Origin of the sequence: Nonomuraea sp. NPDC005983, from assembly GCF_040614375.1 — a bacterium.
Taxonomy (GTDB): Bacteria; Actinomycetota; Actinomycetes; order Streptosporangiales; family Streptosporangiaceae; genus Nonomuraea.
The window spans coordinates 1-24,290 of record NZ_JBEXUP010000127.1 but is presented as its reverse complement, the minus strand read 5'-3'; the positions used below and the strand labels follow the sequence as shown (position 1 = coordinate 24,290).

Sequence of the window (24,290 nt, the reverse complement as noted above, 5' to 3'; positions counted from 1 at the left end):
GCATCCTGTCCCACAGTCTCGCCCGCGCCCGCGCTGCGAGCTGCTGCGTAAGCAGCACAGGAATCCTCCACATTCATGTGGAGGAGCACGTCAAGCGATCGTGCAACTCGACGACTACGGGCTGCCGTTCGACAGGAAGGCCAAGAACGAGATCACGGCCGCGGGGCTGGCCACCATGCAGGCGATCAACGCCACGGACGAGCCGGTCCACCCCGAGGACCCGCGGATCCGAGGCGTCCGGCACGTGTACTTCGCCGCGCCGGGATCCGACGCGTCGTACTCGCGCCACGCCATGTCCATCTATCCCGGCTGGTTCGACCGGTCGCCGTGCGGCACCGGCACCAGCGCGCGGATGGCGCAGTTGCACGCCCGCGGCGAGCTGGAACTCGGCGCTGATTTCGTCAACGAGTCCTTCATCGGCTCGCAGTTCACCGGCCGCCTCGTCGAGGAGACGACCGTCGCCGACCGCAGGGCCGTCGTGCCGACGGTCACCGGACGGGCCTGGATCACGGGCACCGCTCAGTACTTCCTGTCACCCGACGACCCCTTCCCCGCAGGCTTCGAGCTTTGACCACCCATCCGCAAGGAAGGACACGTCTCCCCATGGCCTCCACGATTCTTGGCCGAATTCCGTTCGACGAGGACCGTATCGCCAAGGACGTCGCCCGGCTCGCGTCCATGCCCGTCCCGCAGGAGCCGTACCGGGTGGGGGTCTTCGGCCTGGGGCACGGGCTGGCCGAAGGAGTGTCGCCCGCGGTCATGAGTGCCCTTCCGCTGGCCCTTGGCCTTCCCGGCTGGCTCGTGCTCGCCACCCTGCTCCTCGTCGCCGGCCTGGCCTGCCACCCCCTCCTGACCCGTGTCTCCCGGACGGCAACCCGCTCCGCCGGATGAGCGGCAACTTCCTGAACGAGCCTGAACAGCGCTGAACACCTGTGAACGGGCCTCGCCGTGTTCTGATATCGATCTTGACAGTCCGACGAGAGATGACGCCGAGCGCATCGGCGGCCTTACTCACGGTTGACTATCGTGACTTAACCGGAATACTGGATCTTCCGTTAGGCCGTCGTTCCAGTGAGACCGAGGATGCCAATGTTGCTTGGCCCCGCCATGCCTCAGGCAGAGCCGCACCAGGCACGCAGCGGTGTCGGCCACGCGGGGCAGCGCGCGCCACGCCGACGCGGCCCCACCCGGCCGCCGCGCGAGAGCGACACGCGCCGCTAGCACAGGCCCTTCGGCGGTCGACATTTCCCGCCGGCCCCCCAACCCCAGGACTGTCATGCCGCCAGACTTCTTCAGCGTCCCGATAGTGATCGGCTTCGCCGTACTCGCCCTCGCGGGCGTGGTGATCCTCCACATGCGCCTACGCCGACGCCTCGCCCAGGTCCGTGGGCAGCTCGTTCAGGCCCGTCAGGCGCAGGAGCACCTGACGCGCGAGACCAGCGCCAGGAACCAGCGGCTGGTGCAGGCCGAACGCCAGGCTCAAGACGGCGCGGGGGTGCTGCGCGAGGCGCGCGCCCAGCAAGACCTCGTGCGCGCCGAGACCGAGCACCTGATCTCGAAGCGGATCCCCGCCTTGCTGTCTCACCTGCGCGCCCCGCACGTGATCGTGCCCGGCGTGCAGAACCAGGCTCTCGCCGGGACGGACGTCGACATGCAGCACCGCGCCATTCTGGACGCGTTCGCCCGCGGCGTGCGTGACGAAGGCGAGCGCATCGACGAAGCGGCCCAGGCGGTCGTCAGGGGCGCGATGTCCCGGGTGCAGACCCAGGCGTTGCGCGCCCAGGACCTGCTCGCCGGCGTGCAGCAGCGCTACAGCGGCGACGAGCACACGGCGCTGCTGCGCGAGGTGCTGGGGCTCGACATGTTCAACGAACTGATCATCCGCCGGGTGCAGGTCACTGGCATCGCCTGTGGCGCCACGCCCGGCCTGTCGCGCGATGACACCTATCTGGTGGACCTGGTGGTGGGCGCCATCTCCCGGGTGGAGAACTTCGAGCAGCGCATCGAGGGGCCGGCCAACCACCTGCGCCGCCGGATCGGGGTCGCCGCCCGTGCCGCGGAGCCGATCCTGTTCATCACCTCCGAGCTGCTGGCCAACGCGGTCCACCACTCCCACGGCACGCTCAAGGTGACCGTCGCCGTGCACGAGACCAACAGCGGCGCCGCCATCGTCATCGACGACGCCGGCGTCGGCCTCAACGAGGAACAGTACGCCCGGGCGACCCAGCTTTTGAGCGGCACCCACCCGGTCCGCTTGGTCGACCTGGGCAACCCGCCCCGCACCGGGTGGGCCGCCATCGGCCGCCAGGTCGCGCACTTCGGCATGCAGGTCACGGTCAAGAAGAGCGCCTTCGGCGGCGTCCAGGCCGTGCTGAGCATTCCCACCGCCCTGCTGGTGGAGATGCCGGAGGACAGTCGGCCGTCGGTGCTGGCACCTGAGCCGGTCCGCGCCGCCGTGCCGGCCGCCGCCACGGCCATCCGGCCGCAGCCCGTGGCGGCCTCGCGACCGGAGCCTGTGGCCTCCTCCGTACGTCCCGAGCCCGCGGCGGCGCTCCATCAGGAACCTCCGGCCGCGCCCGAACAACGGCGGGCCTCGGCCGAGGACCTGGCGCAGCTGCCGCAGCGCCGCCGCCAGCCGCCGCGGTCCGCGTCCGGTTCCAGGCTCACCGGGAGTTCCGGCAGCTCTGACGGTGCGGCCGACAAGGTGCTCACCACCCCGGAGGAGGCTCAGAAGCGGTGGGGAGACTTCCAGGTCGGAGCCGAAGCGGGCCGCCGCGAGGCGCTCCCGCCCCAGCAGCATGACTTCACCGAAGGGAACTGAGCGCTCCATGGACACTCACAGCGCTTCCGGCCGTGTTCAGACCAAGGGGCGCCCGTTGTCCCTCGACGTGTCCTGGGTCCTGTCGCCCCTGCTGGCACTGCCCGGTGTCGCCCGCGGCGTGGTGCTGAGCCGTGACGGGCTCATCCTCGGCGGCTCGGCCGACCTGACCGCCGAGACCGGCGAACGCGCCGCCGCCATGACGAGCTCCGTACTGGGAGCCGCCCGCGCCCTGTGCGACGGCCTCAGCAACGGCGCCGACGGCGAGGTGGTGGACGTCGTCATCTCCGCGGGCAGCGGCTACTACTACATCGCCCCGGCCGGTGACCGCGCCGCCATCGTGGTCGCGGCCACCGGGGCGGTCAACATCGGCTCGCTGGCCTACGAGGTGCAGCTCCAGGTGCAGAAGCTGATCAAGGCTCTCAACGAGGCGAGCGCGGCCAGGGCGCCGGGCGCTCGGGCATGACCTCCGGACGGCAGCGGCGGCGGGTCGTCCCGGATTACATGGCCGCCGCGAGGTTGACCGTGCCCGAGCACATCAGCGTCGAGCGCACGACCCTGGTCTACATCGCGCCCGACGCCGCCACCAACGGGCTGGACCCTCCGGGGTCGCATCTGCTGGCCCTGCTGGAGGACGGGCCGTTGTCGGTGTACGAGTGCGCCGCGCACCTGGGCCTGCCGTACTGCGTGGTGCGGTTACTCGTCGCCGGGCTGGCCGGCGGCGGAACGCTGCTGACCCGCGATCCGCCAGCCGCCGACATGCCCGACATCGAGATCTTGGAGTTGGTACTCAGTGGCCTCCGCGCCCTCTGACAGCCGTATCAGTGCCGAGCACATCCCGGTCAAGCTGGTCATCGCCGGGCCGTTCGGCGTGGGCAAGACGACCATCGTGGGCGCGCTCTCGGAGATCAAGCCCCTCAACACCGAGGAGGTGCTCACCCAGGCGGGCACGCTGGTCGACGACCTCAGCGGCGTGAACGAGAAGACGACCACGACCACCGCCATCGACTTCGGCCGCCTCACCCTGCCCGGCGTGGTGCTCTACCTGTTCGGGGCGCCGGGCCAGACCCGGTTCCAGGTGCTGTGGGACGAGCTGGTCCACGGCGCGCTGGGGGTGCTGGTGCTGGCCGACACCCGCCGCATCGACGACAGCTTCGCCGTCCTCGACCTGGTGGAGAACGCCGGCATCCGCTACGCGGTGGCCGTCAACCACTTCCCCGACTCGCCGGACTACCCGCCGGACGCCCTGCGCCAGGCGCTCGACCTGGACCCGCGCACGCCGCTGGTGGTGTGCGACGCCCGCGACCCCGCCTCCGCCCGCGCCTCGCTGATCGCGCTGGTGGAGCACATCAGAGAGCTGGTGCTGTCATGACCCTGCGCTACCTGCCCGAGGCCGGCCGCCTGTACGGGCCCGAGTACGCCAGGGACCCGCAGGCGATCTACGCGGAGCTGCGCCGGCGGCACGGCGCGGTCGCGCCCGTGGAAATCGCCCCGGGCATCGAAGCCCACCTGGTGATCGACTACCAGGCCGCCGTGGACGTGCTCACCAACGCCGGCGGCGTCTGGAGCAAAGACCCCAGAGCCTGGCAGGCCCGGCTCCCCGGTACCCCGGAGGCCGCCGGGATGATCGCCATGCTCGGCCACCGCCCGAACGCGCTGTTCTCCGACGGGGCCGAGCACGCCCGCTACCGGAAGGCGATCTCCGACTGCTTCCAGCAGGTCCAGCCACACAAGCTGCGCCAGATGGTGATCGAGGTGTGCGACTCGCTCATCAGCCGGTTCGCCGCAAAGGGCGAGGCCGACCTGGTCGCCGACTTCGCCCGGATCATCCCGGCCCGCATCTTCAACCTGCTCTTCGGGCGGCCCGACTCCGACAGCGCCGGCCTGACCCAGGCCCTGTCGGACCTGATGGAGGCTGACGGCGAGACGGGCGCGCGGGGCAGCGAGGCGTTCAGCCGCTACATCGGCGAGCTGATCCAGGCCAAGTACGCCGAGCGGGGGGACGACCTGACCTCCTGGTTCATCGACCATCCGGCCGCGCTGCAGCCCGACGAGCTGGCGCAGACCATCGTGCTCGTGACGGCCGCCAGCTACGAGCCCACGGCCAACCTGATCTCCAACACGATCTCCCGGATGGTCAGTGATGACCGCTACTACAGCTCGCTCACCAACGGCGCGCTCAGCACATACGACGCCCTTATGGAGGCCCTGCGCGCCGAGCCCGCCATGTCGAACTACGGCCCATACTTCGTGCGCCAGCCCGTGCACTTCCACGGCACCTGGATCCAGCCGGCCGAGCTGGTCCTCGTCTCCTACGCCGCGGCCAACACCGAGCCTGTCAACGTGCCCGAGGAGCTGCGCTCCGACGGCGGCGCGTACCTGGGTTTCGGCGCCGGGCCGCACCGCTGCCCGGCCAGCGACCCGGCCGTGGTCATCGCCATGACCGCGATCGAACGCCTGACCTCTCACCTGTGCGACCTCGAACTGACCGTGCCGCGCGAAAAGCTGGATTGGCGGCCCGGCCCGTTCCACCGTGCGCTGGCTCAGCTGCCGGTGCGCTTCACCCCCATCCACCCTGATCAGCCAGGAGATTCCCCTTGGGCAGCACAGCCCCCGTCGTCCTCGACCCCTTCGGAGCCGACCTCCCCGGTGAGGTCCGCCGGCTACGTGACCTCGGCCCCCTGGTCCTCGTAGAGCTAGCAGGAGGCATCCCAGCCTGGGCCGTCACCCGGCACGACCTGCTCAAGCAGCTCATCCTCGATCCGCTGGTGAGCAAGGACAAGCGGCACTGGCGGCTGCTGCCCCAGGTGGCCGACGAGCCCGGCTGGACCTGGATCATGACCTGGATCGGCGTGTCCAACATGCTCAGCGCCTACGGCGAGGAGCACCGCCGGCTGCGCAAGCTGATCGCTCCGAGCTTCACCGCGCGCCGTAGCAAGGCCATGCAGCCGATCGTCGAGGATCTCGTCGCGGAGCTGCTGGACGCCATGGCCGCGCTGCCGCCGGGCCAGGTCGTCGACCTGCGCAGCGCCTACGCCCACCCGCTGCCGATGCAGGTGATCTGCGAGCTGTTCGGTGTCCCCGCGGACATGCGGGTGGAGATGGCCCAGATGATGGAGGCCATCATGGATACCACCGCCACCCCGGAGCAGGCGGCGGCCACGGCGGCGCAGATCGGCACCGTGCTGCCGGCCCTGGTCGCCTACAAGCGCGAGCACCCGGGCGATGACCTGACCACTGAGCTGATCAACGTCCGCGACAGCGGTGACTCGCTCAGCGACGATGAGCTGCGCGACACCCTGCTCCTCCTCATCGCGGCCGGGCACGAGACCACAGTCAACCTGATCGGCAACGCCGTGCACGCTCTGCTCACCCATCCGGACCACCTCCGGCGCGTCCTGGCGGGAGAGATCTCTTGGGAGGCGGTGATCGAGGAGACGCTGCGCTGGGCGCCGTCGATCGCCAACCTGCCACTGCGGTTCGCCATCGAGCCGATCGAGATCGGCGGCGTACGGATCGAGGCGGGTGACGCGATCATCACCAGCTACCTGGCGGCCGGGCACGACCCCGACCAGCACGGCCCGGACGCCGACCGGTTCGACCCGACCAAGGAACGCGACGAGCACCTGGCCTTCGGCATCGGCGTGCACCGCTGCATCGGGGCTCCACTCGCCCGCCAGGAGGCGCTCACCGCGCTGCCCGCGCTGTTCGCCCGGTTCCCGGACCTGCGGCTGGCCGAGGGCGAGACCGAGTCGGCGCACGTCCCGTCCTTCATCGCGCACGGCTGGAGCAGCCTGCCGCTCCTGCTGCACCGCTGACCCTCACCGGCGACGCGCGTTTCCCGTGAGGGGACGTGGAGGAGGTTCCGGCCGGTGCCGTCGAGGCTGACCACAGGGCTCAGCTCAGCGACGCATCGGCCGTTCTCCGTCGAGAATGTGGAGGTGTACCGCCTCCGGCCAGGTCCAGGGCGGGCTTCGCTACGGGCGGCTGAGGTTGCTGGTCCAGGCGTCGATCTTGGCCTGCCACTGCGCCGGGTCCTCCGGGCGGCCGGGGACGCCGGGGCGCGTCTGCCACGGGAGGGGGCCCGACTCGTGGCGGTACTCCACGCCGATCGCGTCCAGGCGGGGCAGGTGCGCCGCCAGACGGGTGCGGAAGTCCGCCAGGTCGCGCTCCGCCGAGCTCCACACGGTTTCGGCGAAGGCCGCCATGCGGGGGAAGGCCATGTAGTCGACGCGGCGGTTGGAGTCGATCAGCTCGGTCCAGATGCCGCACTGCGAGCCGAGCACCCGCGACGCGGCGGGGCTGTCGCGTAGCTCGGACGGGACGGGGTCGAAGGCGTAGACGTCCTCCAGGGTCAGGACCGTCCCGAAGGGGATCGGCTCGTCCTGCCCCGCCCCCTGCCGGTAGTCGAAGTACACGGACGTGTTCGGGCAGGTGATCACGTCGTGCCCGGATCCGGCCGCCGCCACCGCCCCGAGGTCGCCCCGCCAGGACGCCACGACGGCCCCCGTGGCGAGCCCGCCTTCGAGGATCTCGTCCCAGCCGATGAGCCTGCGTCCCCGGGCCGTCAGGTACTCGGCGAACTGGCGGATGAACCAGCTCTGCAGTTCCTCCTCGTCGCGCAGGCCCAGCTCGCCGATGCGGCGCTGCGCGGCGGCGCTGGCCCGCCACTGGTCCTTGCGGCACTCGTCGCCGCCCACGCACACGTACGGGCTGGGGAACAGCTCCAGCACCTCGTCGAGGACGTCCTGGAAGAACTTGATCGTCGCGTCCTCCACGTTGAGCACGTTCTCCCCCACCCCCCACGTGGTGCGGACCTCCAGCGGGGTGTCGAGGTTGCCCAGCTCGGGGTAGGCGGCGATGGCGGCCTGGGTGTGGCCGGGCAGGTCGATCTCGGGGACGACGGTGATGTGCCGGCGCGCGGCGTAGGCGACGATCTCGCGCAGGTCGTCCTGGGTGTAGTAGCCGCCGTGCGGGCGGCCGTCCATGGCGCCGTTCCAGCCGGTCTGGCTCTCCTTGCGCCACGCGCCGACCTCGGTGAGCCTCGGGTAGCGCTTGATCTCGACGCGCCAGCCCTGGTCGTCGGTGAGGTGCAGGTGGAGGACGTTGAGCTTGTGCAGGGCCATCAGGTCGATGAACCGCAGCAGATCATGCTTTGTCATGAAGTGCCGGGCGACGTCGAGGATGCAGCCACGCCAGCCGAACCTCGGCTCGTCCTCGATCTGGACGGCGGGCAGCGCCAGCGGCCCGCCCGTCCCCGCCTTCCTCAGGGCGGAGGCGGGCAGCAGCTGCCTGAGCGTCTGCGCTCCGTAGAACACCCCCGCCGGGCCGCCCGCGTCGATCTGCACGCCGTCCTCGGCGACCGTCAGCCGGTACGCCTCGGGCGGCAGGTCGTCCAGGCCCAGCGTGATCGTCCCCGGGCCCGGCCTGCCGGGCAGCAGCTCGCCCCCGGTGACAGGGCTGAGCTCGCCGCGCAACCAGGCGGCCACCTCGGCGAGCGCCGGGTCCGCTGCGAGCGCGGTGTCCCGGTCGAGGATGAATCGCCCTGGACGGCTCCGGTAGTGGACGGGCTTGGGAACGATCATTACCGGGATCCTCCTAGTGACAGGTGATGACGGCGTCGGCGAAGTCGGCGTGGTCGGACGTGGCGTTGTCGCCGCCGTTGGTCGCGACCAGCCGCACGTAGCGGGCGCCCTCGACGGACGCGGTGACCTTTCTGGCCGGTTGGGCCCCGGTGACCAGGCCGGAGTGGGCGACCCTGCCGCCGTCGGCCCACACCTCGAGGTCCACCGACCCGGCCTGGCCCACCTCGTCGTCGACGCCGGCCTGGAACTCCACGGTCGAGCAGCGCCCGGCGGTGTAGTACTCGATGTCGGCCGGGGCGTGCGCGCCGAGGCCCTTGGCGTACCTGACGCCCTCGATGGTGAGGGGGCGCCCGTCGCCGGCGGCCTTGTCGCCGTTGCTGGTGTCCTTCTCGACGGGGCCGAAGTAGTTCTTGACGTTGGTCCAGGTCAGGTCGCTCAGGTAGGACGTGCCGGGCCCCGGCGCCTGGGCGACGGTGACCACGGCCGCCCCGCCGACCTTGCCTCCGCCGAAGGTGACGGCCGCCGGCAGGTCGTGGTTCCTCCGTTCGGCGGAGGCGGGCGCGGTGAGCGCCCACGTCACCGTGAACGTCGCGCCGCCGTCCAGCGTCGCGGCCTTCCTGGACGTCCGCGCGCTCGCCTGCCACCCGTCCGGCACGGCCAGCGTCACCTCCAGGTCGCGCAGCCGCCCGGTCGCCCCGGTGTTCGTGACCCGGGTGACGACCTCGCCCTCCTTACCCGGTTCCAGCACCGACGGCCGGTCGTCGCCGAGGAACCTGGCCGGGTCCACCTCGAACGTGACCAGCGGCGGCGCCTGCTCCCGGCTCTCGGAGACGCGGTAGAGCACGGCCCCGTGCGCGGGCACCTGGGCCGACAGCGCGCCCTTGGTGGAGGTGACCGCGCCGGTCCACAGCTCCTCGACCCGGTAGCGGGAGTCGCCGAGCGTGGTGGAGATCGTCGCCGCCCTGTCGCTCTCGTTGAACAGCGCGATCGCCCGATCGCCGTTGCTCAGCGGCTTGGACAGCACGTGGTACCAGCCGTCGCTCTTCACCAGCCGGCCCTGCGTCCCGAGCCCGTCCTGGTTGACGGCGATCACCTTCGGGTTGGCCACGACCGCGGCGGGCGCCTTGGCCGGGTCCGCCTGCAGGATCAGCGGGGCCGCGCCGATCGCCCAGAGCGTGAACTGGGTGCGGTACTCGGCCTCGGTCATGCCGCCGCCACCGGCCTGGATCAGGTCGGGGTCGGCCCAGCTGCCCGGCCCCGCGTACTCGGCGCGGAGCTGGTTGAACTCCCAGACGTCGACCATGGTCGGGTAGTTGTCAGGCAGGGGCTTGTTGTAGACGTTGGTCCGCCAGGTGGTGGCCCCCGCGTCCTTGGCCCACAGCCAGGGCACGGTGCTGCCGTCCTCGTTGTTCATCGCGAACGCCACCGAGCCGCCGAGCGCCTGCCGCATGCGCGGGAACAGGGTCTGCGCGATCTGCTGGACGTTCTGCCCGGGGAAGTCGGCGGTGGGGACGTTGCACCAGTCGTACTTGACGTAGTCCACGCCCCAGCCCTTGACCTGCTCGGCGTCGGCGGCCTCGCTCTTGTAGGAGCCGGGGCCGCCGCCCGAGCACGCCTTGGTGCCGGCCGAGAGGCTGAGCCCGAGCTTGAGCCCCTTGGCGTGGACGTAGTCGGCGAGCGCCTGGACGCCGCCGGGGAAGCGGGTGGCGTCGGCGGCGAGCCTGCCGTCGGCTCGCTGAGACGCCTGCCAGCAGCCGTCCAGGATGACGTAGCGGTAGCCGAGCGGGGCGAGGGCCGCCAGCGCGTCGGCCGCCTGCCGCACCGACGTCTCGGAGACGGAGCAGCCGAGGGAGCGGCTGCTCCAGCCCATCGGCGGGCCGGCCGGCGCGGCCTGCGCCGGCTCGGCCCGGGCGGGTAACGGCACGACGAGCATGGCGAGGAGGGCCGCCGCGAGGGCGGCCTGGGGTGTGCGCATGAGGGGTCCCGTCAGGCTGGGTTGAGGCTGGGGCGGCCCGGCTCGATCACGAACGAGCCGGAGGTGTAGGCGGGGGCGTACGGCTCGGTGACGCGCGACAGGGAGCGGAAGTCGACCTTCATCTCGCGGTCGCTGATCCGGCTCCGGACGTAGCCGCGGCGGCCGTTGAAGAACTTCACGTGCGGGTTCTCGTTCAGCAGGACCTGTGTGTTGGGGTACTCGTCCATGCCGTTGCCCGCGCTGGTGACCGAGGTGGTGACCAGCTCGACGGCGACGGACTTCGACTCCGGGTCCTGATGATCGCGCTTGACCTCGCCCGCCCAGTGCGAGTGGACGTCGCCGGTGAGGACGACGGCGTTGCGCCGGTAGTCGTCGATGGCGGCGGTCAGGCGGTTGCGGGAGGCGACGTAGCCGTCCCAGCCCTCGTTGGAGTAGCCCTTGCCCGCACCGTTGGTCCAGTCCATCTCCATGAAGAAGACCTGCTGGCCGAGCAGGTCCCAGGTGGCCTCGGAGTTCTTCAGCGCGCCGTCGAGCCAGGCCTCCTGGTCCTTGCCGAGGATGGTCCTGTTCGGGGCCAGCCGCTCCTGGCAGTCGGGGCCCACGGTGCCGCTCTTGCCGGTGCAGGCGTACAGGTCGCGGTACTGGCGGGTGTCGAGCAGGTGCAGGTTGGCGACGGCGCCCCAGCGCAGGCTCCGGTACAGCTTCAGCGCGGCGCCGTCGGGCCGCTGCGCGCGGCGCAGCGGCATGTTCTCGTAGTACGCCTGGAACGCGTCGGCCCTGCGCTTGAGGAACGGCGGGTCGGGCTGCTCGGGGACGTCGCCCGCCCAGGCGTTCTCGATGTCGTGGTCGTCCCAGACCACCACCCAGGGGGCGATGGCGTGGGCCAGCTGCAGTTCGGGGTCGGCCTTGTGCTGGGCGTGCCGGAGGCGGTACCCGGCCAGGTCGAAGCACTCCCCTCCGGCCTGGTCGCGTACCGGGTACTTGTAGTCGCCGTACTCGTAGATGTAGTCGCCGAGGAAGGCGATCAGGTCGGGGTGGTCCTCGGCCATCCGGCGGTACGGGGTGAACCAGCCGGTCTGGTAGTCGGCGCAGGACGTGAACGACAGGTTGAGCTCGCGCCCCCGGGTGCCGGCGGCGGGGGCGGTGAGGGTGCGGCCCACCGGGGAGAGCTCGTTGTCGGCCTTGAACCGGTAGAAGTACTCGGCGCCCGGCTGGAGTCCCTCCAGCTCGACGTGGACACTGTGGGCCGCCTCCGGCCGGGCCACCTCGACCCCGCGCTGCACGACCTGCCGGAAGTTCTCGTCCTTGGCCACCTGCCACTGCACCGGGACGGGGCGCTGCGGCATGCCGCCCAGCCCGTCCAGGGCGATCGGGTCGGTGGCGAGCCTGGTCCACAGGACCACGCCGTCGGGGGTGGGCTCGCCGGAGGCGACACCGAGCTGGAAGGGGTCGGACAGGGGAGCACGGCGGGCCGCCGCGCGCACGGGTGAGGCACCCAGTGCGGCGGCCAGGCCCACGCTCGCGCCCCCGGCGATCAGCGAACGCCGGGTGATCATGGAGTTCCTCACTTGACGGTCGCGTTTCCCTCGGTGACGGCCTGGTCGGCGGCCTGCTTGGGCGCGAGCTTGCCGAGGTACATCTCGTTGAAGATGTCGTTGAGCTTGGTCTCGAAGCCGGTGAAGCCGGTCGTGACCGGCAGGGCGAAGGTGGTGCCCTGCGACTCCTCGACGAACGGGGAGACGTCGAGGTTCTTGGTCTTCCAGAAGTCGACGTAGCCCTGGCTGAGGCCGTTGAGCGCGGGGAAGACGTAGCCGGCGTCGGCCATCATCTTCTGCGGCTCCTGGCTGCCGAGGTAGGCGGCGAGCTTCATCGCCTCCTCAGGGTGCTTGCTCTTGGCGTAGACGGCCTCCGCCAGGCCGTTGAGGTTGACGGCGCGTCCCGCAGGACCTTCCGGCATGGCGGCGACGCCCAGCTCGAAGCCGGCCTCGGGGGCGACGAACGGCAGCAGCGCGTTGTTGGCGGGGAACATCGCCACCTCGCCCGCCTTGAACATGTCGGTGACCTTGCCGGTGGGCGGGTTGGTCTGGGTGGCGGGCGGCGAGACGTGGTACTTGTTCACCAGGTCCACGCCGAACTGCAGCGCCTGCACCGACGCGTCGTCGTTGAAGGTGTACTTGCCGAACGGCTGGTCGAGCAGCTTGCCGCCGTTGGAGCTGACCCAGTTCATCCACTGCGTCTGGTAGTGGTTCCAGGACGCGAAGCCGTAGGTCTTCACCTTGGCGGGGTCGAAGCCGGGCTCGTCGGGGTGCTTGCCGGCCTCGTCCACGGTGAGCTTGCGGGCCGTCTCGAGCAGGGTGCCGGTGCCGTCGGGCTTCCAGGTGAGCTTGTCCGGCATCTCCACGCCGGCCTTCTTGAACAGGTCCTTGTTGTAGAGCAGGCCGACGATGCCCCAGTCCTTCGGGACGCCGTACGGCTTGCCCTGGTAGGTGAAGGTGTCGACGACCGTCTTGTGGTACTTGGACGGGTCGAGCTTGGCCGGCGTGACGTCGGCGAGCACGCCCTTGGTGACGTACTCGGGGAACTGGGTCGGCGACATCCAGAACACGTCGGGCGCGGTGCCCGCGACGGCGTCGGCGGTCAGCTTGGTCCAGTACTGGTCGTAAGGGAGCAGCTCGATCTTGACGTCGATGCCCGGGTTGGCCTTCTCGAAGGCCGCCATGACCTTCTCGTAGCCGACCTTCTGCTGGTCGTCCCAGAGCCGGTAGGTCAGCGTGACCTTGCCGGAGCCGGAGTCGGAGCCGCCGCCTGAGCCGCAGCCGGTGAGGACGAGGGTGGCGACGCCCAGCAGGGCCACGGCTCGGCGGATGTCGCGCGTTCGGGGGGATTTCATGTGTCTCCTACTTGAGACCGGTGAGGACCACCGACCTGACGATGTACTTCTGGAAGAAGACGAAGATCGCGACCATCGGCACCAGGGCGATCAGGCCGCCGGCCATCATGAGGTTGTAGTCGACGCCGATGCCGACCTTGAGCGTGGCGATGGCCACCGTGATCACCTTGGTCTCGTCGCCGCTCGTGATGATCAGCGGCCACAGGAAGCTGTTCCAGGACGAGATGACGGTGATGATGGTGAGCGTGCCGATGGCCGGGCGGCACAGCGGCAGCAGGATCCGCACGAGGATCGTCAGCGGGCCGGCGCCGTCGATCCGCGCGGCCTCCTCCAGCCCGGCGGGCAGGCCCTTGAAGAACTGCCGCATCAGGAAGATCCCGTACGGTGTGCCGAGCACGTACGGCGCGAGCAGGCCGGCCCAGGTGTTGACCAGGTTCAGCTCGCGCATGATGAGGAACAGCGGGATCACCGTGACCGCGCTCGGCACCATCATGGTCGCGACGTACAGCCAGAACAGGACGTCCCTGCCCCTGAACCGCAGCCTGGCGAAGGCGTAGGCGGCGAACGTGGTGAACACCAGCTGGCCGAGCGTGAGCAGCCCGGTCATGACGACGGTGTTGAGGATGTACCGGGGGAAGTCGCCGCCGAGGATCTCGGTCAGGTTGGCGGTGGTGGGCGGGATGCCCGGTAGCCACGGCTGGGTGCTGTTGAGCTGGCGCTGGGTCTTGAACGCCGTCAGCACCACCAGCAGGTACGGGAAGACGGAGATGAGGGCGCCGACAGCGAGCGTGGCGTAGAGCGCGATTCGCTTGGTCATGAGTCTCTCAGCTCAGGTCGTAGGTGGTGCGCTTGCCGAAGAACCTGACCTGCACCAGCGTCACCGTCAGGATGATCACGAAGAGCAGCACCGACAGCGTCGAGGCGTAGCCGAAGTCGAACTGCTTGAACGCGGTGTCGAAGATCCGGAAGTTGAGCACTTCGGTGCTGCGGCTCGGGCCGCCGTTCGTCATCACGAACACCGTGTCGAAGATCTGGAACGCCCCGATCAGGTTCGTCACCATGACGAAGAACATCGTGGGGTTGAGCAGCGGCAGCGTCACCTTCCAGAACCGCTGGGCCGGGGTGGCGCCGTCGGTCGAGGCCGCGTCGTACAGCTCCTTCGGGATGCCCTGCAGCCCGGCCAGGAAGAACAGCATGTTGTAGCCGGTGTGCTGCCAGACGGTCACCAGCGCCACGGCGGGCAGCGCCCACGCGGAGTCGGACAGCCAGTCCGGCCCCGTGACGCCGACCAGGGCCAGCGCGCTGTTGATCGCGCCGTCACGCGGGTCGAAGATCCAGTTCCAGATCAGGCCGAGGACGATCGGCGTCGCCATCCAGGGCACGACGAACAGCGAGCGGTAGAACCTGATGCCCTTGATCCGCTGGTTCAGCAGCATCGCGAGCGCCAGGGCCAGGACCGTCTGCAAGGGGACGCAGAGGAGCACGTAGCCGACGGTCACCCAGAGCGAGTGCCACGTCTGGCCGTCACCCGCGAGGCGGCGGTAGTTCTCCAGGCCGACGAAGGCCGGCGCCGACAGCAGCTCCCAGCGGAAGAAGCTGAGCGCGAAGACGATGACGACCGGGAGCAGCAGGAACGCCACCACGCCGAGCAGGCTGGGGCCGATGAACAGGTAGGCGTACCAGTCGCCGAACCTCCGCGCCCGTGTCCTGGTCCGCTTCGGCGCGCTCTCCGCCTGGCCCACCGGCTCGCGCGTCGCGAGGCCGCCCGTCACGACGGCTCCGTCCTGGTGGGGACCATGAGGCGTCTGGTCGTCTCCAGGCCCCAGGTGTCGAGCGCGGCGATCGGGTCGCTGGAGCCGCGCAGGCCGCCGGTCGCGTCGATGTGCGCGGCCCACTCCTCGCGGGCCTCCACCTCGGGCCGGACGATGATGCAGTCGGGGTCGTTCACCCACCACCTGGCGTGCAGGAACTCGCGGGCCGCGCCGGTGAGCCTGGCGCCGAGTTGGGACGGCTGGCTGATGTCGCCCGACTTGGGGTGGAGCGTGGGGGCGATGTCGGGGCTGACCCGCATGACGTCCACCAGGCCGAGGCTGGGCAGCATCGGGGCGCCGCAGCCGTGCACGGTGGCCTCGGGCCCGGCGCCCTGGCGGATGAGTTCCAGCCCGCGCCGGTAGGCGGTGATCGGGTCGAGGTCCTCGTGCCGCGTGCCGGCCAGCGCTCCCGCGTAGACGAAGTCGAGCTTGAAGTGCGTGACGCCGAGCGCGGCGAGCGTGGCGAACACGTTCACCAGGTGGGCGGCGGCGTCGGGGTGGGTGACGTCCAGGACGGCCAGGTCCTGGTCCCACAGGTGGCCCGCGTGGGCCCCGCCGACGAGCCAGTCGGGGTGCTCGCGGAACAGCCGGCTGCGGTGCCCGACCAGGAAGGGCGCGGTCCAGATCCCGGCCCGCCTACCCGCCTCGGTGACGGCGCCGACGGCCCGTTCCAGCGACCCGAACTCGGGCCGCCAGTCCAGCCAGTCGCCGATCTCGCTCTCGTAGCCGTCGTCGATGAGGAACATCTCGGCCCCGAGCCGGTGCCGCTCCGACAGCTCCAGGTTCTCCAGGACGTCCGCGTCGGTGACCTTGCCCCAGTAGCCGTACCAGGTGCACCACATGGGCGGGACGGCCGGGAAGCGCTCCGGCGCCCATCCCTCGGCCATGGTGTCGGCCCACCCGCGTAATGCCTGGTCGAGCCCGCCCTCGGCCTGCCAGTGCCGGACGTCCCCGTTGGCGGACACCACCAGGCGTCCGCCCTCCTCGCGTGCCCGGATCGAGGGGACCTCCAGCGGGCTCGGCGCCGACCAGACCTCGACGGGCGCGCCGTCGCCGGGGTCGATCGCGAGCAGCCCCTCCCCCTGGAAGACGCCGTCGGGGACGGGCGTCTCGGGGCGGTAGGCCAGCGTCTGGATGTTCACGTCCGCCGCTCTCGGCGGGGCGTCGCCGAGCCGGTAGGCGCCGGTGGGGCTCCACGACTGCCAGCCGTGCTCAAACACCCGGGCAGCGTCGGGGCGGTACCGGGTCTCGCCGATGTCTGCGAACGACATCCGTTCCTCTTCTCGATCACTTACGAAGGAGCACTTCATTATTAGCACCGCCCTTTTCGGAGGGTCAATGGCCAGTTTCCGGACATCCGCTGGCCCGAGCGGTGACGCGCACAATCGATGAGCGCTGGCATAATGGGGGTTACAGAGGAGACCTACATTAGGGGCGGCGATGGCGGACCTTCGCGGCGGCGACCTGTCCCGGCTCAGGCAGCTCAACTCGCTGACCGCGATCAGGGCGCTGCGCGGAGCCGGGCCACTCACCCTGTCGGCGCTCGCCGAGCGCACCGGCCTGTCGCGACCGTCCATGAAAGAGGTCGTCGACGAGCTGACCGGGCTGGGCTGGGTCGAGGAGGTGCCGCCGAGCCCCGGCACGATGGGCCGGCCGGCCCGCCGCTACCGCTTCCGCGCCGACAGCGGCTACCTCGTCGGCGTGGACATCGGCGGGCACAACGTCCGCGCCGCCCTGTCCGACCTCGACGGCGAGATCCTCGCCGAGACCAGGCAGCCCGTCCTGCCCGGCGCGCCGCTGGACGAGCGCCTGGCGGCGATAGAGCGCGCGGTCTCCGGCTGCCTGGCGCTCAGCCGCACCGCCCTCGACGACCTGTGGACGATGGCCGTCGGCACCACCGGCGTCCTCACCCCCGAGGGCCGCATCACCTACTCGGCCGCCATCCCCGCCTGGAGAGGGCTGGACCTGGGGGGCAAGCTGCGCGAGATGTTCCCGTGCGAGGTCCTGATCGAGAACGACAGCCGCCTGGCGGCCCTGGCCGAGGCCAGACGCGGCGCGGCCAGGGGCGCCCGCGACGTCGTGTTCCTGCACGTGGGCCGCCGCATGGGCACCGGCCTGATCATCGACGGCAGGGTGCACAGGGGCTTCGGCGCGGCGGCGGGCGAGATCGTCATGCTGCCGCAGTCACGCTGGTTCGATGCGCCCGAGCACCTGAACGCCTGCGAGATCGTCCCCAAGGGCACCGCCCCGGAGGACGCCGCCGGATACACCCTGGCCGCCGCCCGGAGAGGCGACCCGGTGGCGCTGGCGGCCGTCGACCGGTACGTCGACGACCTCGCCGTGGGCACGGCCGCCATGGTCCTCATCCTCGACCCCGAGGTCGTGGTCCTGGGGGGCGGGTTCTCCCGCTCGTCCGACGTGCTGCTGCCGCCGCTGCGCGAGCGGCTGGAGCGGGCCTGCATGCGGATGCCGGAGGTCCGCGCGTCCACGCTGGGTGAGGAGTGCGTGGTGATGGGGGCGATCGACTACGCGGTGGAGCACCTCGACGACCAGCTCTTCACCCCCGACACCGGCCCCCTCCCCCTGTCTCCCCGCTGACCGTCACCCTCCCCGCGCCCGCTCCCCTGACCGTCACCGTTCGCGGCGCAGGCGGGCCCGGTAGTCGCGGGGCGGCAGGCCGTACTCCCGCTTGAACGCCCGGCTGAAGTGGAACGGGCTGACGAACCCCGAGGCCGCCGCGACCTGGCCCACGTCCATGTCGGTCACCTCCAGCAGCCCGGCCGCGTGCCGCACCCTGGCCTGCCGCACGGCCTGCATGGGCGTGCGTCCCGTCTCGGACGTGAACAGGTGCGCGAGCCGGGACGGCGACAGGGCCACGGCCCGCGCGAGAGAGGCGACCGAGTGCGGCGCGCCCGGCTCGGCGGCGATGAGCGCCAGCACCCGTCCGACCCGGACGTCCCGTGCGTCGTCCATCCGGGGCGGCTCCCCGGCCCGCCGCGCGGAGGCGGTGGCCAGCACCAGCACCTCCTCGACCGCCCCCATCACCAGTTCCCGCCCCGCGCCCGCGACGGCGACAGCGGGCCGCACGCCTCCCCCGCCCGGCCACCCCGCGTCCCCCTCCGGCGGCTCCCGCCCGGCGGTCCCCTCGCCCCCGGCCTCCCGACCCCGCTCCCCGCCTGCCATCTCGACCAGCGGCGGGACCCAGCGGGCGTCGCCCAGGGCGCGGCCGAACGTCCGGTCGATGCGCTCGTGCAGCGATCCCGGCACCCCGCCCACCAGATGGCACCCCGGCGCCAGCGCGTACGCCCTGAGCCACCCCGGCCACGACGGGCGCGGCTGGAAGTGCACCCACCAGAAACGCCACCGCCCGGCCCCCGGCGCCACCCGGTAGAACTGCGCCGCCCCCGACCCCAGCACCACCAGATCGCCGGCCCCCACCGTGAAGGAGGCCCCCGCCTGTTCGACCAGCCCCGCGCCCGCCTGCGTCCACATCAGCAGCCAGCTCGGCGAACCGGTGGTGCGGCGGGTCGCGTAGCCGGGAGTCTTGTCGTGGTGGCCCACGATGGTCAGCTCTGCAGCAGGAACAGACATGTCCTCAGCGGTCACAGGCATACCTTTCGCCGGTCCGGCTTCCTAGCGTGGAATACATGAGGATCGCCGACTTCCATGATCAGGGGTACGTCATCGTGCCCGCGCTGCTGTCGCCCGACGAGGTCGCCGAACTGCGCGACGAGTTCATGACACTGCACGCCAACGGCCCGATCCCGGGTCACTTCTCGCCCAGGCCGCAGGAGCCCGGCCAACCGTACGACATCCTGCGCGACTATCCGCGCGTCATGCACCCCCACCAGGTGAGCGACGTGGCGCTGCGGTACCTGCTCGACCAGCGCATCGCAGCGGTGCTGCGCGACCTTCTCGGCGAGGAGCCGATAGCAGCCCAGAGCATGTTCTACTTCAAGCCGCCGGGCGCGCGCGGCCAGGCGCTGCACCAGGACAACTTCTACCTCCGCGTCGAGCCGGGCACCTGTGTGGCGGCGTGGGTCGCGCTCGACCGCGTGGACCGGGCGAACGGCGGCCTGGAGGTGGTGCCCGGCACCCACCTGATGGACCTGTTCTGCCCGGAGGAGGCCGACCTGGACGTCTCCTTCACCAGGGAGTACGTCCCGCCCCCGCCCGGCCTGGACCGCGTCCCGGTGGACATGGAGCCGGGGGACGTGCTGTTCTTCAACGGCAGCCTGGTGCACGGCTCGGAGCCGAACAGCACCGCCGACCGCTTCAGGCGCAGCTTCATCTGCCACTACGTCGGCCGGTCCGCCGAGCGCATCTCGGAGTACTACCCGACGCTCACGATGTCCGGCGAACCGGTCACGCTGGAGCCCGCCACGGGCGGCGGCCCCTGCGGCACCGAACCCGTCGGCCCGCACTGACCAAGCGGCACACCCCGCCCCGTGGAGCCGGTCAGCCGCCGGAGACCTCCGACTCGGCGTCGGCGGGGACGGCGCCGTCCCACGGATCGTCCAGCCAGCCGTCGGGCAGGTGCACCTTGGCGCGCTCGCCGGACTTGCCGCGCGGGGTGTCGGTGTTCGGCGGCCACGGCTGGTCGTGCTCCAGCTTGGCCAGGCTCTCGCGCAGCCCGTCGAGCGACTCGGCCGTGGCCAGCTCCCGGCGCAGCTCGGCGCCCACCGTGAAGCCCTTCAGGTACCAGCCGACGTGCTTGCGGAAGTCCGCGATCGCGTACCGTTCGAGGTCGAAGCAGGCGGTGAGCCCCTCGGCGTGCCTGGCCATCACGGCCGCCACCTCGCCGAGGGTCGGCGTGGCCCGCCCGGCGTCGCCGTTGAAGGCGTTCTCCAGGTCGCGGAACAGCCACGGCCTGCCCAGGCAGCCGCGTCCGACCACCACGCCGTCGCACCCGGTGCGCGCCACCATGCGCAGCGCGTCGTCGGCGCACCAGATGTCGCCGTTGCCCAGCACGGGGATCTCGGGCACGGACTCCTTCAGCCGCGCGATCGCCTCCCAGTCGGCGACGCCGCCGTAGTGCTGCTTGGCCGTGCGGGCGTGCAGGGCGATCGCGGCCACCCCCTCCTCGACCGCGATCCGCCCGGCGTCGAGGTACGTCAGATGATCGTCGTCGATGCCCTTGCGCATCTTCATCGTGACGGGCAGCGCTCCCGCGTTGGCGACGGCCTGGCGCAGGATGGCGCGCAGCAGGTTCCGCTTGTACGGCAGGGCCGAGCCGCCGCCTCGCCTGGTCACCTTGGGCACCGGGCAGCCGAAGTTGAGGTCGACGTGGTCGGCGAGGCCCTCTTCGGCGATCATCTTCACGGCGCGCCCGACGGTGTCGGGATCGACGCCGTAGAGCTGGATGCTCCTCGGCGTCTCGGACTCGTGGAACCTGATCATCCTGAGCGTCTTGGGATTCCGCTCCACCAGCGCCCGCGTCGTGATCATCTCGCACACGAACAGCCCGGCGCCCTGCTCGCGGCAGAGCACCCGGAACGGCGCGTTCGTGATCCCCGCCATCGGCGCCAGCACAACGGGGGGCCACACCCCTATCGCCCCAATCTTCACCCCGACAGTTGTAGCGCAGGTCCGGCCGTGAGAGGTATTCGCGGATAGGCTGAGAGCTGGTATCGACTGGGGAGGCGACGGATGCTCCTGCGACTGCGGATCACGCTGCCCGACCGTCCCGGTTCCCTGGCACAGGTCACCCGGGCCCTGGGCGCCGCCGGAGCCGACATCACGCAGGTGACCGTCCTCGACAGGGGGGCCGGCCGGGCGACCGACGACATCACGCTCTTCTGCCCGGAGGGCACGCCCAAGCACGCCCTGGTCAAGAGCCTGGAGAGCGTGCCGGACGTCGAGACCGAGGGCATCTGGACCACCCGCGAGGCTCCAGGCACGTACCCCGAGCTGGAGATCCTGAAGTACATCACCACGGCCGGCGACCGGGCCCTCACCACGCTGATCGACTCGCTGCCGGTCCTGTTCAGCGCCGACTGGGCGGCCACGACCACCGACCAGGGCGTCATCTACGCGAGCTGGCGCGCGCCCAAGACCGTGCCGCTGCTCACCGACACGCCGGCGCGCCCCACGGCGTCCACGCTCGCCGACGGCCTGCACGTCATCCACGCCCCGTTGCCGCCGCTCGCGCTCACTCTCCTCCTCGCCCGCGCCGAGGGCCCGGCCTTCCACCGCATCGAGGTCCACCGGCTCACCCGCATCCTGGAGATCTTCCTGAGTCTGCCCGCCACGGAGCGCAGCGTCGCCCGGCAGCTCCGCAAGTGAGCATCCGGTCAGAAAACCCGCTAGAGTAGTGGGGCAACAACACGCGGAAGTGGCTCAGTGGTAGAGCATCACCTTGCCAAGGTGAGGGTCGCGGGTTCGAATCCCGTCTTCCGCTCGGAGAATCGCTCGGTGGAGTGGCCGAGAGGCGAGGCAGCGGCCTGCAAAGCCGTCCACACGGGTTCAAATCCCGTCTCCACCTCCAAGGACGATTAGCTCAGCGGGAGAGCGCTTCCCTGACACGGAAGAGGTCACTGGTTCAATCCCAGTATCGTCCACCATGCACTGAAGCCCCAGCTCACCTCGGTGAGTCTGGGGCTTCTTCGTCGTTGCGCCTGCATTGCTCCGCCCCGTGATGAGAGCGAGCTCGCGCGTGCGGTCAAGGTCGCCGCTGCGCTCCGGCAACCAGCCGGCGCCGCAGCCGTGCGGCCCCGGCACTCCTTCGCCTCCGCCCGTCAGGCGCTTCCCTCCCCGTCGATGAACCCGCCGCGCGGTTCCGTGCTCGCCACGCCGGCCGTACGGCTACGGGCTTCCGCCCGGACCGGTGCGGCGGTCTGGGCCGGTCGGGGAAGTCCGCCGAACGGCTGGTCGCGGGAGGCGTCGACGGCGGCGAAGCCGTAGTCGAGCATCTGACGTTCGTAGCCCGCCTTGGCCTCGGCCAGCGGACGGCCGCGCGCCGCCGCCGCGGCGAGCGCCTCGCTCAGCAGGCGCGCAGCGCGCGACGGCCGGTGTCCTTCAGCCCGATGCGGTAGCCCTGGGCGCGGAGGGCGGCGGAGGCGTCACGCTCGTACACGGTGACGCCGAGCCCGGCCCGGCGCAGGCCGTGGGCAAGGCAGAGGCCGCCGAGCCCGCCGCCCACGACGAAGACGTGGCTGTTGTCGGTCATGCGGCTCACGCTAGCAGGTAGCTGTCGCGACAGTAAATGCCGCAGCAGCGAAAGCCGCTATCCTCGGGAGATGACCGACGACCTCACGTCCGCGGCCCCGGTCGAGCTGATCCTGGGGGGCGGCTCCCTGCTCGTCCAGGTCGGGCGCGATCTGAACACCGAGACGGAGCGGCTGCTCGCGCCGTACGACCTGACGGCGCAGCAGGCGGCCCTGCTGCTGCACGCGGCCCGCGGGGGCGCCACGCCCAGCGGGCTCATGCGGCAGCTGGGCACCGACACCGCGGGCATGACCAGGCTGCTCGACCGGATGCAGGCCAAGGAGTTGCTGGTGCGCGCCCGCCATCCCGGCGACCGCCGCTCGGTCGTCATCGAGCTGACCCCGCGCGGCCGGGCGCTGGTGCCCAAGCTGCCGCCGGTCTTCGGCAGGATCACCCGGCAGGCGTTCACCGGCTTCTCCGCCGAGGAGGTCGCGCAGGTGACCGGGATGCTCCGGCGGATCGTCGACAACCTGGCGTCCGAGCCGTCCTGACCGAGGCGACGGACTTCGCCGGGCGCCCACTACCGCCCCTCGGCTGCCGCCAAGTACTCGCTGATTATTCGCAGTATCTCCGTCTTATGTGAATTCAGATAGAAGTGTCCGCCACTGAAGATCTTCAGGTCGAAGGCCGAGTTCGTGTGTGATCTCCACGGCTCGGCGTCTTCCACCGTCGTCGTGGGGTCGTCGTCGCCCACCAGGGCGGTGATCGGGCACTCCAGCCTGGGGCCGGGCCTGTGCAGGTAGGTCTCGACCGCCTTGTAGTCGTTGCGCACCGCGCCCAGCACCATGCGCAGCAGGTCCTCGTCGCCGAGCACCGAGGAGTCGGTGCCGCCCAGCCGCCGCATCTCGGCGATCAGCTCGTCGTCGCTCATCCTGTGCACCCGCTCGTCGCGGCGGCGCGAAGGTGCCCGGCCGCTCGAGACGAACAGGTGGACGGGCGTCGTCCCGTGCTCCTCCAGCAGCCGGGCCACCTCGTAGCCGACCGTGGCGCCCATGCTGTGCCCGAACAGCCCCAGCGGGCGGTCCGTCCAGGGCCTCAGGTTCTCGAAGATCTGCCGCGCCAGCTCGTGGACGTCGTCGACACAGGGCTCGGCGAAGCGGTCCTGCCTGCCCGGATACTGCACGGCGAGCACCTCGGCCACCGGCGACAGAGCCTGGGAAACCGGAAAGTAATAGCTCGCAGATCCCCCTGCATGCGGAAAACAGACAAGCCTCACGGCATCCTCTTTAGAGGGATGAAAACGTCGAATCCATAGATTCGCCTCAATATTCATCTGATAACACCCCTTCACCTATGCAAGTGGGATATTTCCGAGGCTTCCACGGACGGGCGCCTCCCGTCCACGAAGGCCTGGCGCGGAGGGATCCCTGGACCGCGTTGATCATTTGGGCTAGTTTGCCCCGCATGAGGCTTCGTATCGCGTTGTCCGCGCTCTCGGCGGCCTGCGTGCTCGCCGCACCCCTGCCCGCGCAGGCCGACGTCCCCTCGCTCGGCTGGGAGCTCAAGAGCAGCGGCGTCACCGCGCGCCTGCGCGGCCTGTCGCCCGTCAGCCGGGACGTCGCCTGGGCCTCCGGCAGCGAGGGGACCGTGCTGCGGACCGTCGACGGCGGGCGCACCTGGCAGCAGGTCTCGCCGCCCGGCACGCAGACGCTGCAGTTCCGCGACGTGGAGGCGTTCGACGCGCGCCGCGCCGTCGTGCTGTCCATCGGCGAAGGCGGCGACTCGCGCGTCTACCGGACCGAGGACGCCGGACGCACCTGGGCCGAGACGTTCAGGAACGACGACCCCAAGGCGTTCTACGACTGCATGGCGTTCTTCGACAAACGGCACGGGCTGGCCATGAGCGACCCCGTCGACGGCAGGTTCCGCCTCCTCGCCACCGAGGACGGCGGGCGGAGCTGGCAGGTGCTGCCGTCCAGCGGGATGCCGGACGCGCTGCCCGGCGAGGCCGGGTTCGCCGCGAGCGGCCAGTGCCTGGTCACCGCGGGCGGCCAGGACGCCTGGC

At 70.9% G+C, this 24,290-nt stretch carries 24 protein-coding genes, 3 tRNA genes and 1 pseudogene; 16 read left to right on the top strand and 12 right to left on the bottom strand.

Annotated elements, in window-relative coordinates; translation table 11 throughout:
- Positions 1-40 precede the first annotated feature (40 nt).
- The 8 genes from ABZ297_RS36765 to ABZ297_RS36730 all read left to right on the top strand — a co-directional run bounded on the left by ABZ297_RS36765 (position 41) and on the right by ABZ297_RS36730 (position 6,636).
- Positions 41-571, top strand: coding sequence for a proline racemase family protein (locus ABZ297_RS36765; protein ID WP_355356174.1), 531 nt, complete (start codon positions 41-43; stop codon positions 569-571).
- 32 nt (positions 572-603) lie between these two features.
- Positions 604-891: a hypothetical protein gene (locus ABZ297_RS36760; protein ID WP_355356172.1), complete on the top strand. Its 288-nt coding sequence runs from the start codon at positions 604-606 to the stop codon at positions 889-891.
- 385 nt (positions 892-1,276) lie between these two features.
- Positions 1,277-2,821 carry a hypothetical protein gene (locus tag ABZ297_RS36755; protein WP_355356170.1) on the top strand — a complete coding sequence of 515 codons (1,545 nt, stop codon included), beginning with the start codon at positions 1,277-1,279 and terminating at the stop codon, positions 2,819-2,821.
- 55 nt (positions 2,822-2,876) lie between these two features.
- A complete protein-coding gene (locus ABZ297_RS36750; protein WP_355356168.1) occupies positions 2,877-3,284 on the top strand; it encodes a roadblock/LC7 domain-containing protein in 408 nt (135 codons plus the stop codon).
- Positions 3,281-3,631: a DUF742 domain-containing protein gene (locus tag ABZ297_RS36745; RefSeq protein ID WP_355356166.1), complete on the top strand. Its 351-nt coding sequence runs from the start codon at positions 3,281-3,283 to the stop codon at positions 3,629-3,631. Before ABZ297_RS36750 ends, ABZ297_RS36745 begins: the two co-directional genes overlap by 4 nt.
- Positions 3,612-4,190 carry an ATP/GTP-binding protein gene (locus tag ABZ297_RS36740; RefSeq protein ID WP_355356164.1) on the top strand — a complete coding sequence of 193 codons (579 nt, stop codon included), beginning with the start codon at positions 3,612-3,614 and terminating at the stop codon, positions 4,188-4,190. Before ABZ297_RS36745 ends, ABZ297_RS36740 begins: the two co-directional genes overlap by 20 nt.
- The gene (locus ABZ297_RS36735; protein ID WP_355356162.1) at positions 4,187-5,512 is read left to right on the top strand and encodes a cytochrome P450; all 1,326 of its coding nucleotides are present in this window, start codon (positions 4,187-4,189) and stop codon (positions 5,510-5,512) included. Before ABZ297_RS36740 ends, ABZ297_RS36735 begins: the two co-directional genes overlap by 4 nt.
- Entirely contained in the window at positions 5,416-6,636 is a 1,221-nt protein-coding gene (locus ABZ297_RS36730; RefSeq protein ID WP_355356160.1) for a cytochrome P450, read from the top strand. The genes ABZ297_RS36735 and ABZ297_RS36730 overlap by 97 nt, the downstream gene beginning before the upstream one ends.
- 159 nt (positions 6,637-6,795) lie before the next feature.
- Here ABZ297_RS36730 and ABZ297_RS36725 read toward each other — a convergent pair whose 3' ends face one another.
- Genes ABZ297_RS36725 through ABZ297_RS36695 form a run of 7 tightly spaced genes read right to left on the bottom strand, consistent with a single transcriptional unit; the run spans position 6,796 to position 16,350 of the window.
- On the bottom strand, positions 6,796-8,403 hold the full coding sequence (locus tag ABZ297_RS36725) for a beta-N-acetylhexosaminidase (RefSeq protein WP_355356158.1): 1,608 nt from the start codon (positions 8,401-8,403) through the stop codon (positions 6,796-6,798).
- Between the two features lie 13 nt (positions 8,404-8,416).
- Positions 8,417-10,378 (bottom strand): NPCBM/NEW2 domain-containing protein, encoded by a 1,962-nt coding sequence (locus ABZ297_RS36720; RefSeq protein ID WP_355356156.1) that lies wholly within the window; start codon positions 10,376-10,378, stop codon positions 8,417-8,419.
- Positions 10,379-10,389: 11 nt separating this feature from the next.
- On the bottom strand, positions 10,390-11,934 hold the full coding sequence (locus ABZ297_RS36715; protein WP_355356154.1) for an alkaline phosphatase D family protein: 1,545 nt from the start codon (positions 11,932-11,934) through the stop codon (positions 10,390-10,392).
- A gap of 8 nt (positions 11,935-11,942) precedes the next feature.
- Positions 11,943-13,268 (bottom strand): sugar ABC transporter substrate-binding protein, encoded by a 1,326-nt coding sequence (locus ABZ297_RS36710; RefSeq protein WP_355356152.1) that lies wholly within the window; start codon positions 13,266-13,268, stop codon positions 11,943-11,945.
- Between the two features lie 7 nt (positions 13,269-13,275).
- The gene (locus ABZ297_RS36705) at positions 13,276-14,085 is read right to left on the bottom strand and encodes a carbohydrate ABC transporter permease (RefSeq protein WP_355356150.1); all 810 of its coding nucleotides are present in this window, start codon (positions 14,083-14,085) and stop codon (positions 13,276-13,278) included.
- 7 nt (positions 14,086-14,092) lie between these two features.
- The gene (locus tag ABZ297_RS36700) at positions 14,093-15,040 is read right to left on the bottom strand and encodes a sugar ABC transporter permease (protein WP_355356148.1); all 948 of its coding nucleotides are present in this window, start codon (positions 15,038-15,040) and stop codon (positions 14,093-14,095) included.
- On the bottom strand, positions 15,037-16,350 hold the full coding sequence (locus tag ABZ297_RS36695) for a glycoside hydrolase family 36 protein (RefSeq protein ID WP_355356146.1): 1,314 nt from the start codon (positions 16,348-16,350) through the stop codon (positions 15,037-15,039). Before ABZ297_RS36695 ends, ABZ297_RS36700 begins: the two co-directional genes overlap by 4 nt.
- Before the next feature lie 169 nt (positions 16,351-16,519).
- Here ABZ297_RS36695 and ABZ297_RS36690 point away from each other — a divergent pair, with 169 nt between their 5' ends.
- On the top strand, positions 16,520-17,677 hold the full coding sequence (locus ABZ297_RS36690) for an ROK family protein (RefSeq protein ID WP_355356144.1): 1,158 nt from the start codon (positions 16,520-16,522) through the stop codon (positions 17,675-17,677).
- Positions 17,678-17,710: 33 nt separating this feature from the next.
- Here ABZ297_RS36690 and ABZ297_RS36685 read toward each other — a convergent pair whose 3' ends face one another.
- Positions 17,711-18,670: an AraC family transcriptional regulator gene (locus tag ABZ297_RS36685; RefSeq protein ID WP_355356142.1), complete on the bottom strand. Its 960-nt coding sequence runs from the start codon at positions 18,668-18,670 to the stop codon at positions 17,711-17,713.
- Between the two features lie 56 nt (positions 18,671-18,726).
- On the opposite strand from ABZ297_RS36685, the gene ABZ297_RS36680 reads away from it, so the two are divergent.
- The gene (locus ABZ297_RS36680; RefSeq protein WP_355356140.1) at positions 18,727-19,506 is read left to right on the top strand and encodes a phytanoyl-CoA dioxygenase family protein; all 780 of its coding nucleotides are present in this window, start codon (positions 18,727-18,729) and stop codon (positions 19,504-19,506) included.
- 31 nt (positions 19,507-19,537) lie between these two features.
- Here the strand turns inward: ABZ297_RS36680 and dusB are convergent, their stop codons facing one another.
- Positions 19,538-20,647, bottom strand: coding sequence for a tRNA dihydrouridine synthase DusB (gene dusB, locus ABZ297_RS36675; RefSeq protein WP_355356138.1), 1,110 nt, complete (start codon positions 20,645-20,647; stop codon positions 19,538-19,540).
- Positions 20,648-20,728: 81 nt separating this feature from the next.
- On the opposite strand from dusB, the gene ABZ297_RS36670 reads away from it, so the two are divergent.
- The 4 genes from ABZ297_RS36670 (at position 20,729) to ABZ297_RS36655 (ending at position 21,642) form a co-directional block, all read left to right on the top strand.
- Positions 20,729-21,364 carry an ACT domain-containing protein gene (locus tag ABZ297_RS36670; RefSeq protein WP_355356136.1) on the top strand — a complete coding sequence of 212 codons (636 nt, stop codon included), beginning with the start codon at positions 20,729-20,731 and terminating at the stop codon, positions 21,362-21,364.
- Between the two features lie 43 nt (positions 21,365-21,407).
- A tRNA-Gly gene (locus tag ABZ297_RS36665) sits at positions 21,408-21,479 on the top strand.
- A gap of 13 nt (positions 21,480-21,492) precedes the next feature.
- Positions 21,493-21,566: transfer RNA gene (locus ABZ297_RS36660), tRNA-Cys, on the top strand.
- 1 nt (position 21,567) lies between these two features.
- Positions 21,568-21,642, top strand: a tRNA-Val gene (locus tag ABZ297_RS36655).
- Positions 21,643-21,816: 174 nt separating this feature from the next.
- On the opposite strand, the gene ABZ297_RS36650 is transcribed toward ABZ297_RS36655, so the two are convergent.
- Both ABZ297_RS36650 and ABZ297_RS36645 read right to left on the bottom strand, forming a co-directional pair.
- A complete protein-coding gene (locus ABZ297_RS36650) occupies positions 21,817-21,990 on the bottom strand; it encodes a hypothetical protein (RefSeq protein WP_355356134.1) in 174 nt (57 codons plus the stop codon).
- Between the two features lie 71 nt (positions 21,991-22,061).
- On the bottom strand, positions 22,062-22,247 hold the full coding sequence (locus ABZ297_RS36645; RefSeq protein WP_355356132.1) for an NAD(P)-binding protein: 186 nt from the start codon (positions 22,245-22,247) through the stop codon (positions 22,062-22,064).
- 70 nt (positions 22,248-22,317) lie between these two features.
- On the opposite strand from ABZ297_RS36645, the gene ABZ297_RS36640 reads away from it, so the two are divergent.
- Positions 22,318-22,776 (top strand): MarR family transcriptional regulator, encoded by a 459-nt coding sequence (locus ABZ297_RS36640; RefSeq protein ID WP_355356130.1) that lies wholly within the window; start codon positions 22,318-22,320, stop codon positions 22,774-22,776.
- Positions 22,777-22,805: 29 nt separating this feature from the next.
- Here the strand turns inward: ABZ297_RS36640 and ABZ297_RS36635 are convergent, their stop codons facing one another.
- Entirely contained in the window at positions 22,806-23,558 is a 753-nt protein-coding gene (locus ABZ297_RS36635; RefSeq protein WP_355356128.1) for an alpha/beta fold hydrolase, read from the bottom strand.
- 131 nt (positions 23,559-23,689) lie between these two features.
- Here ABZ297_RS36635 and ABZ297_RS36630 point away from each other — a divergent pair.
- A pseudogene (locus ABZ297_RS36630) lies at positions 23,690-24,290 on the top strand (oxidoreductase); the annotation flags it as partial.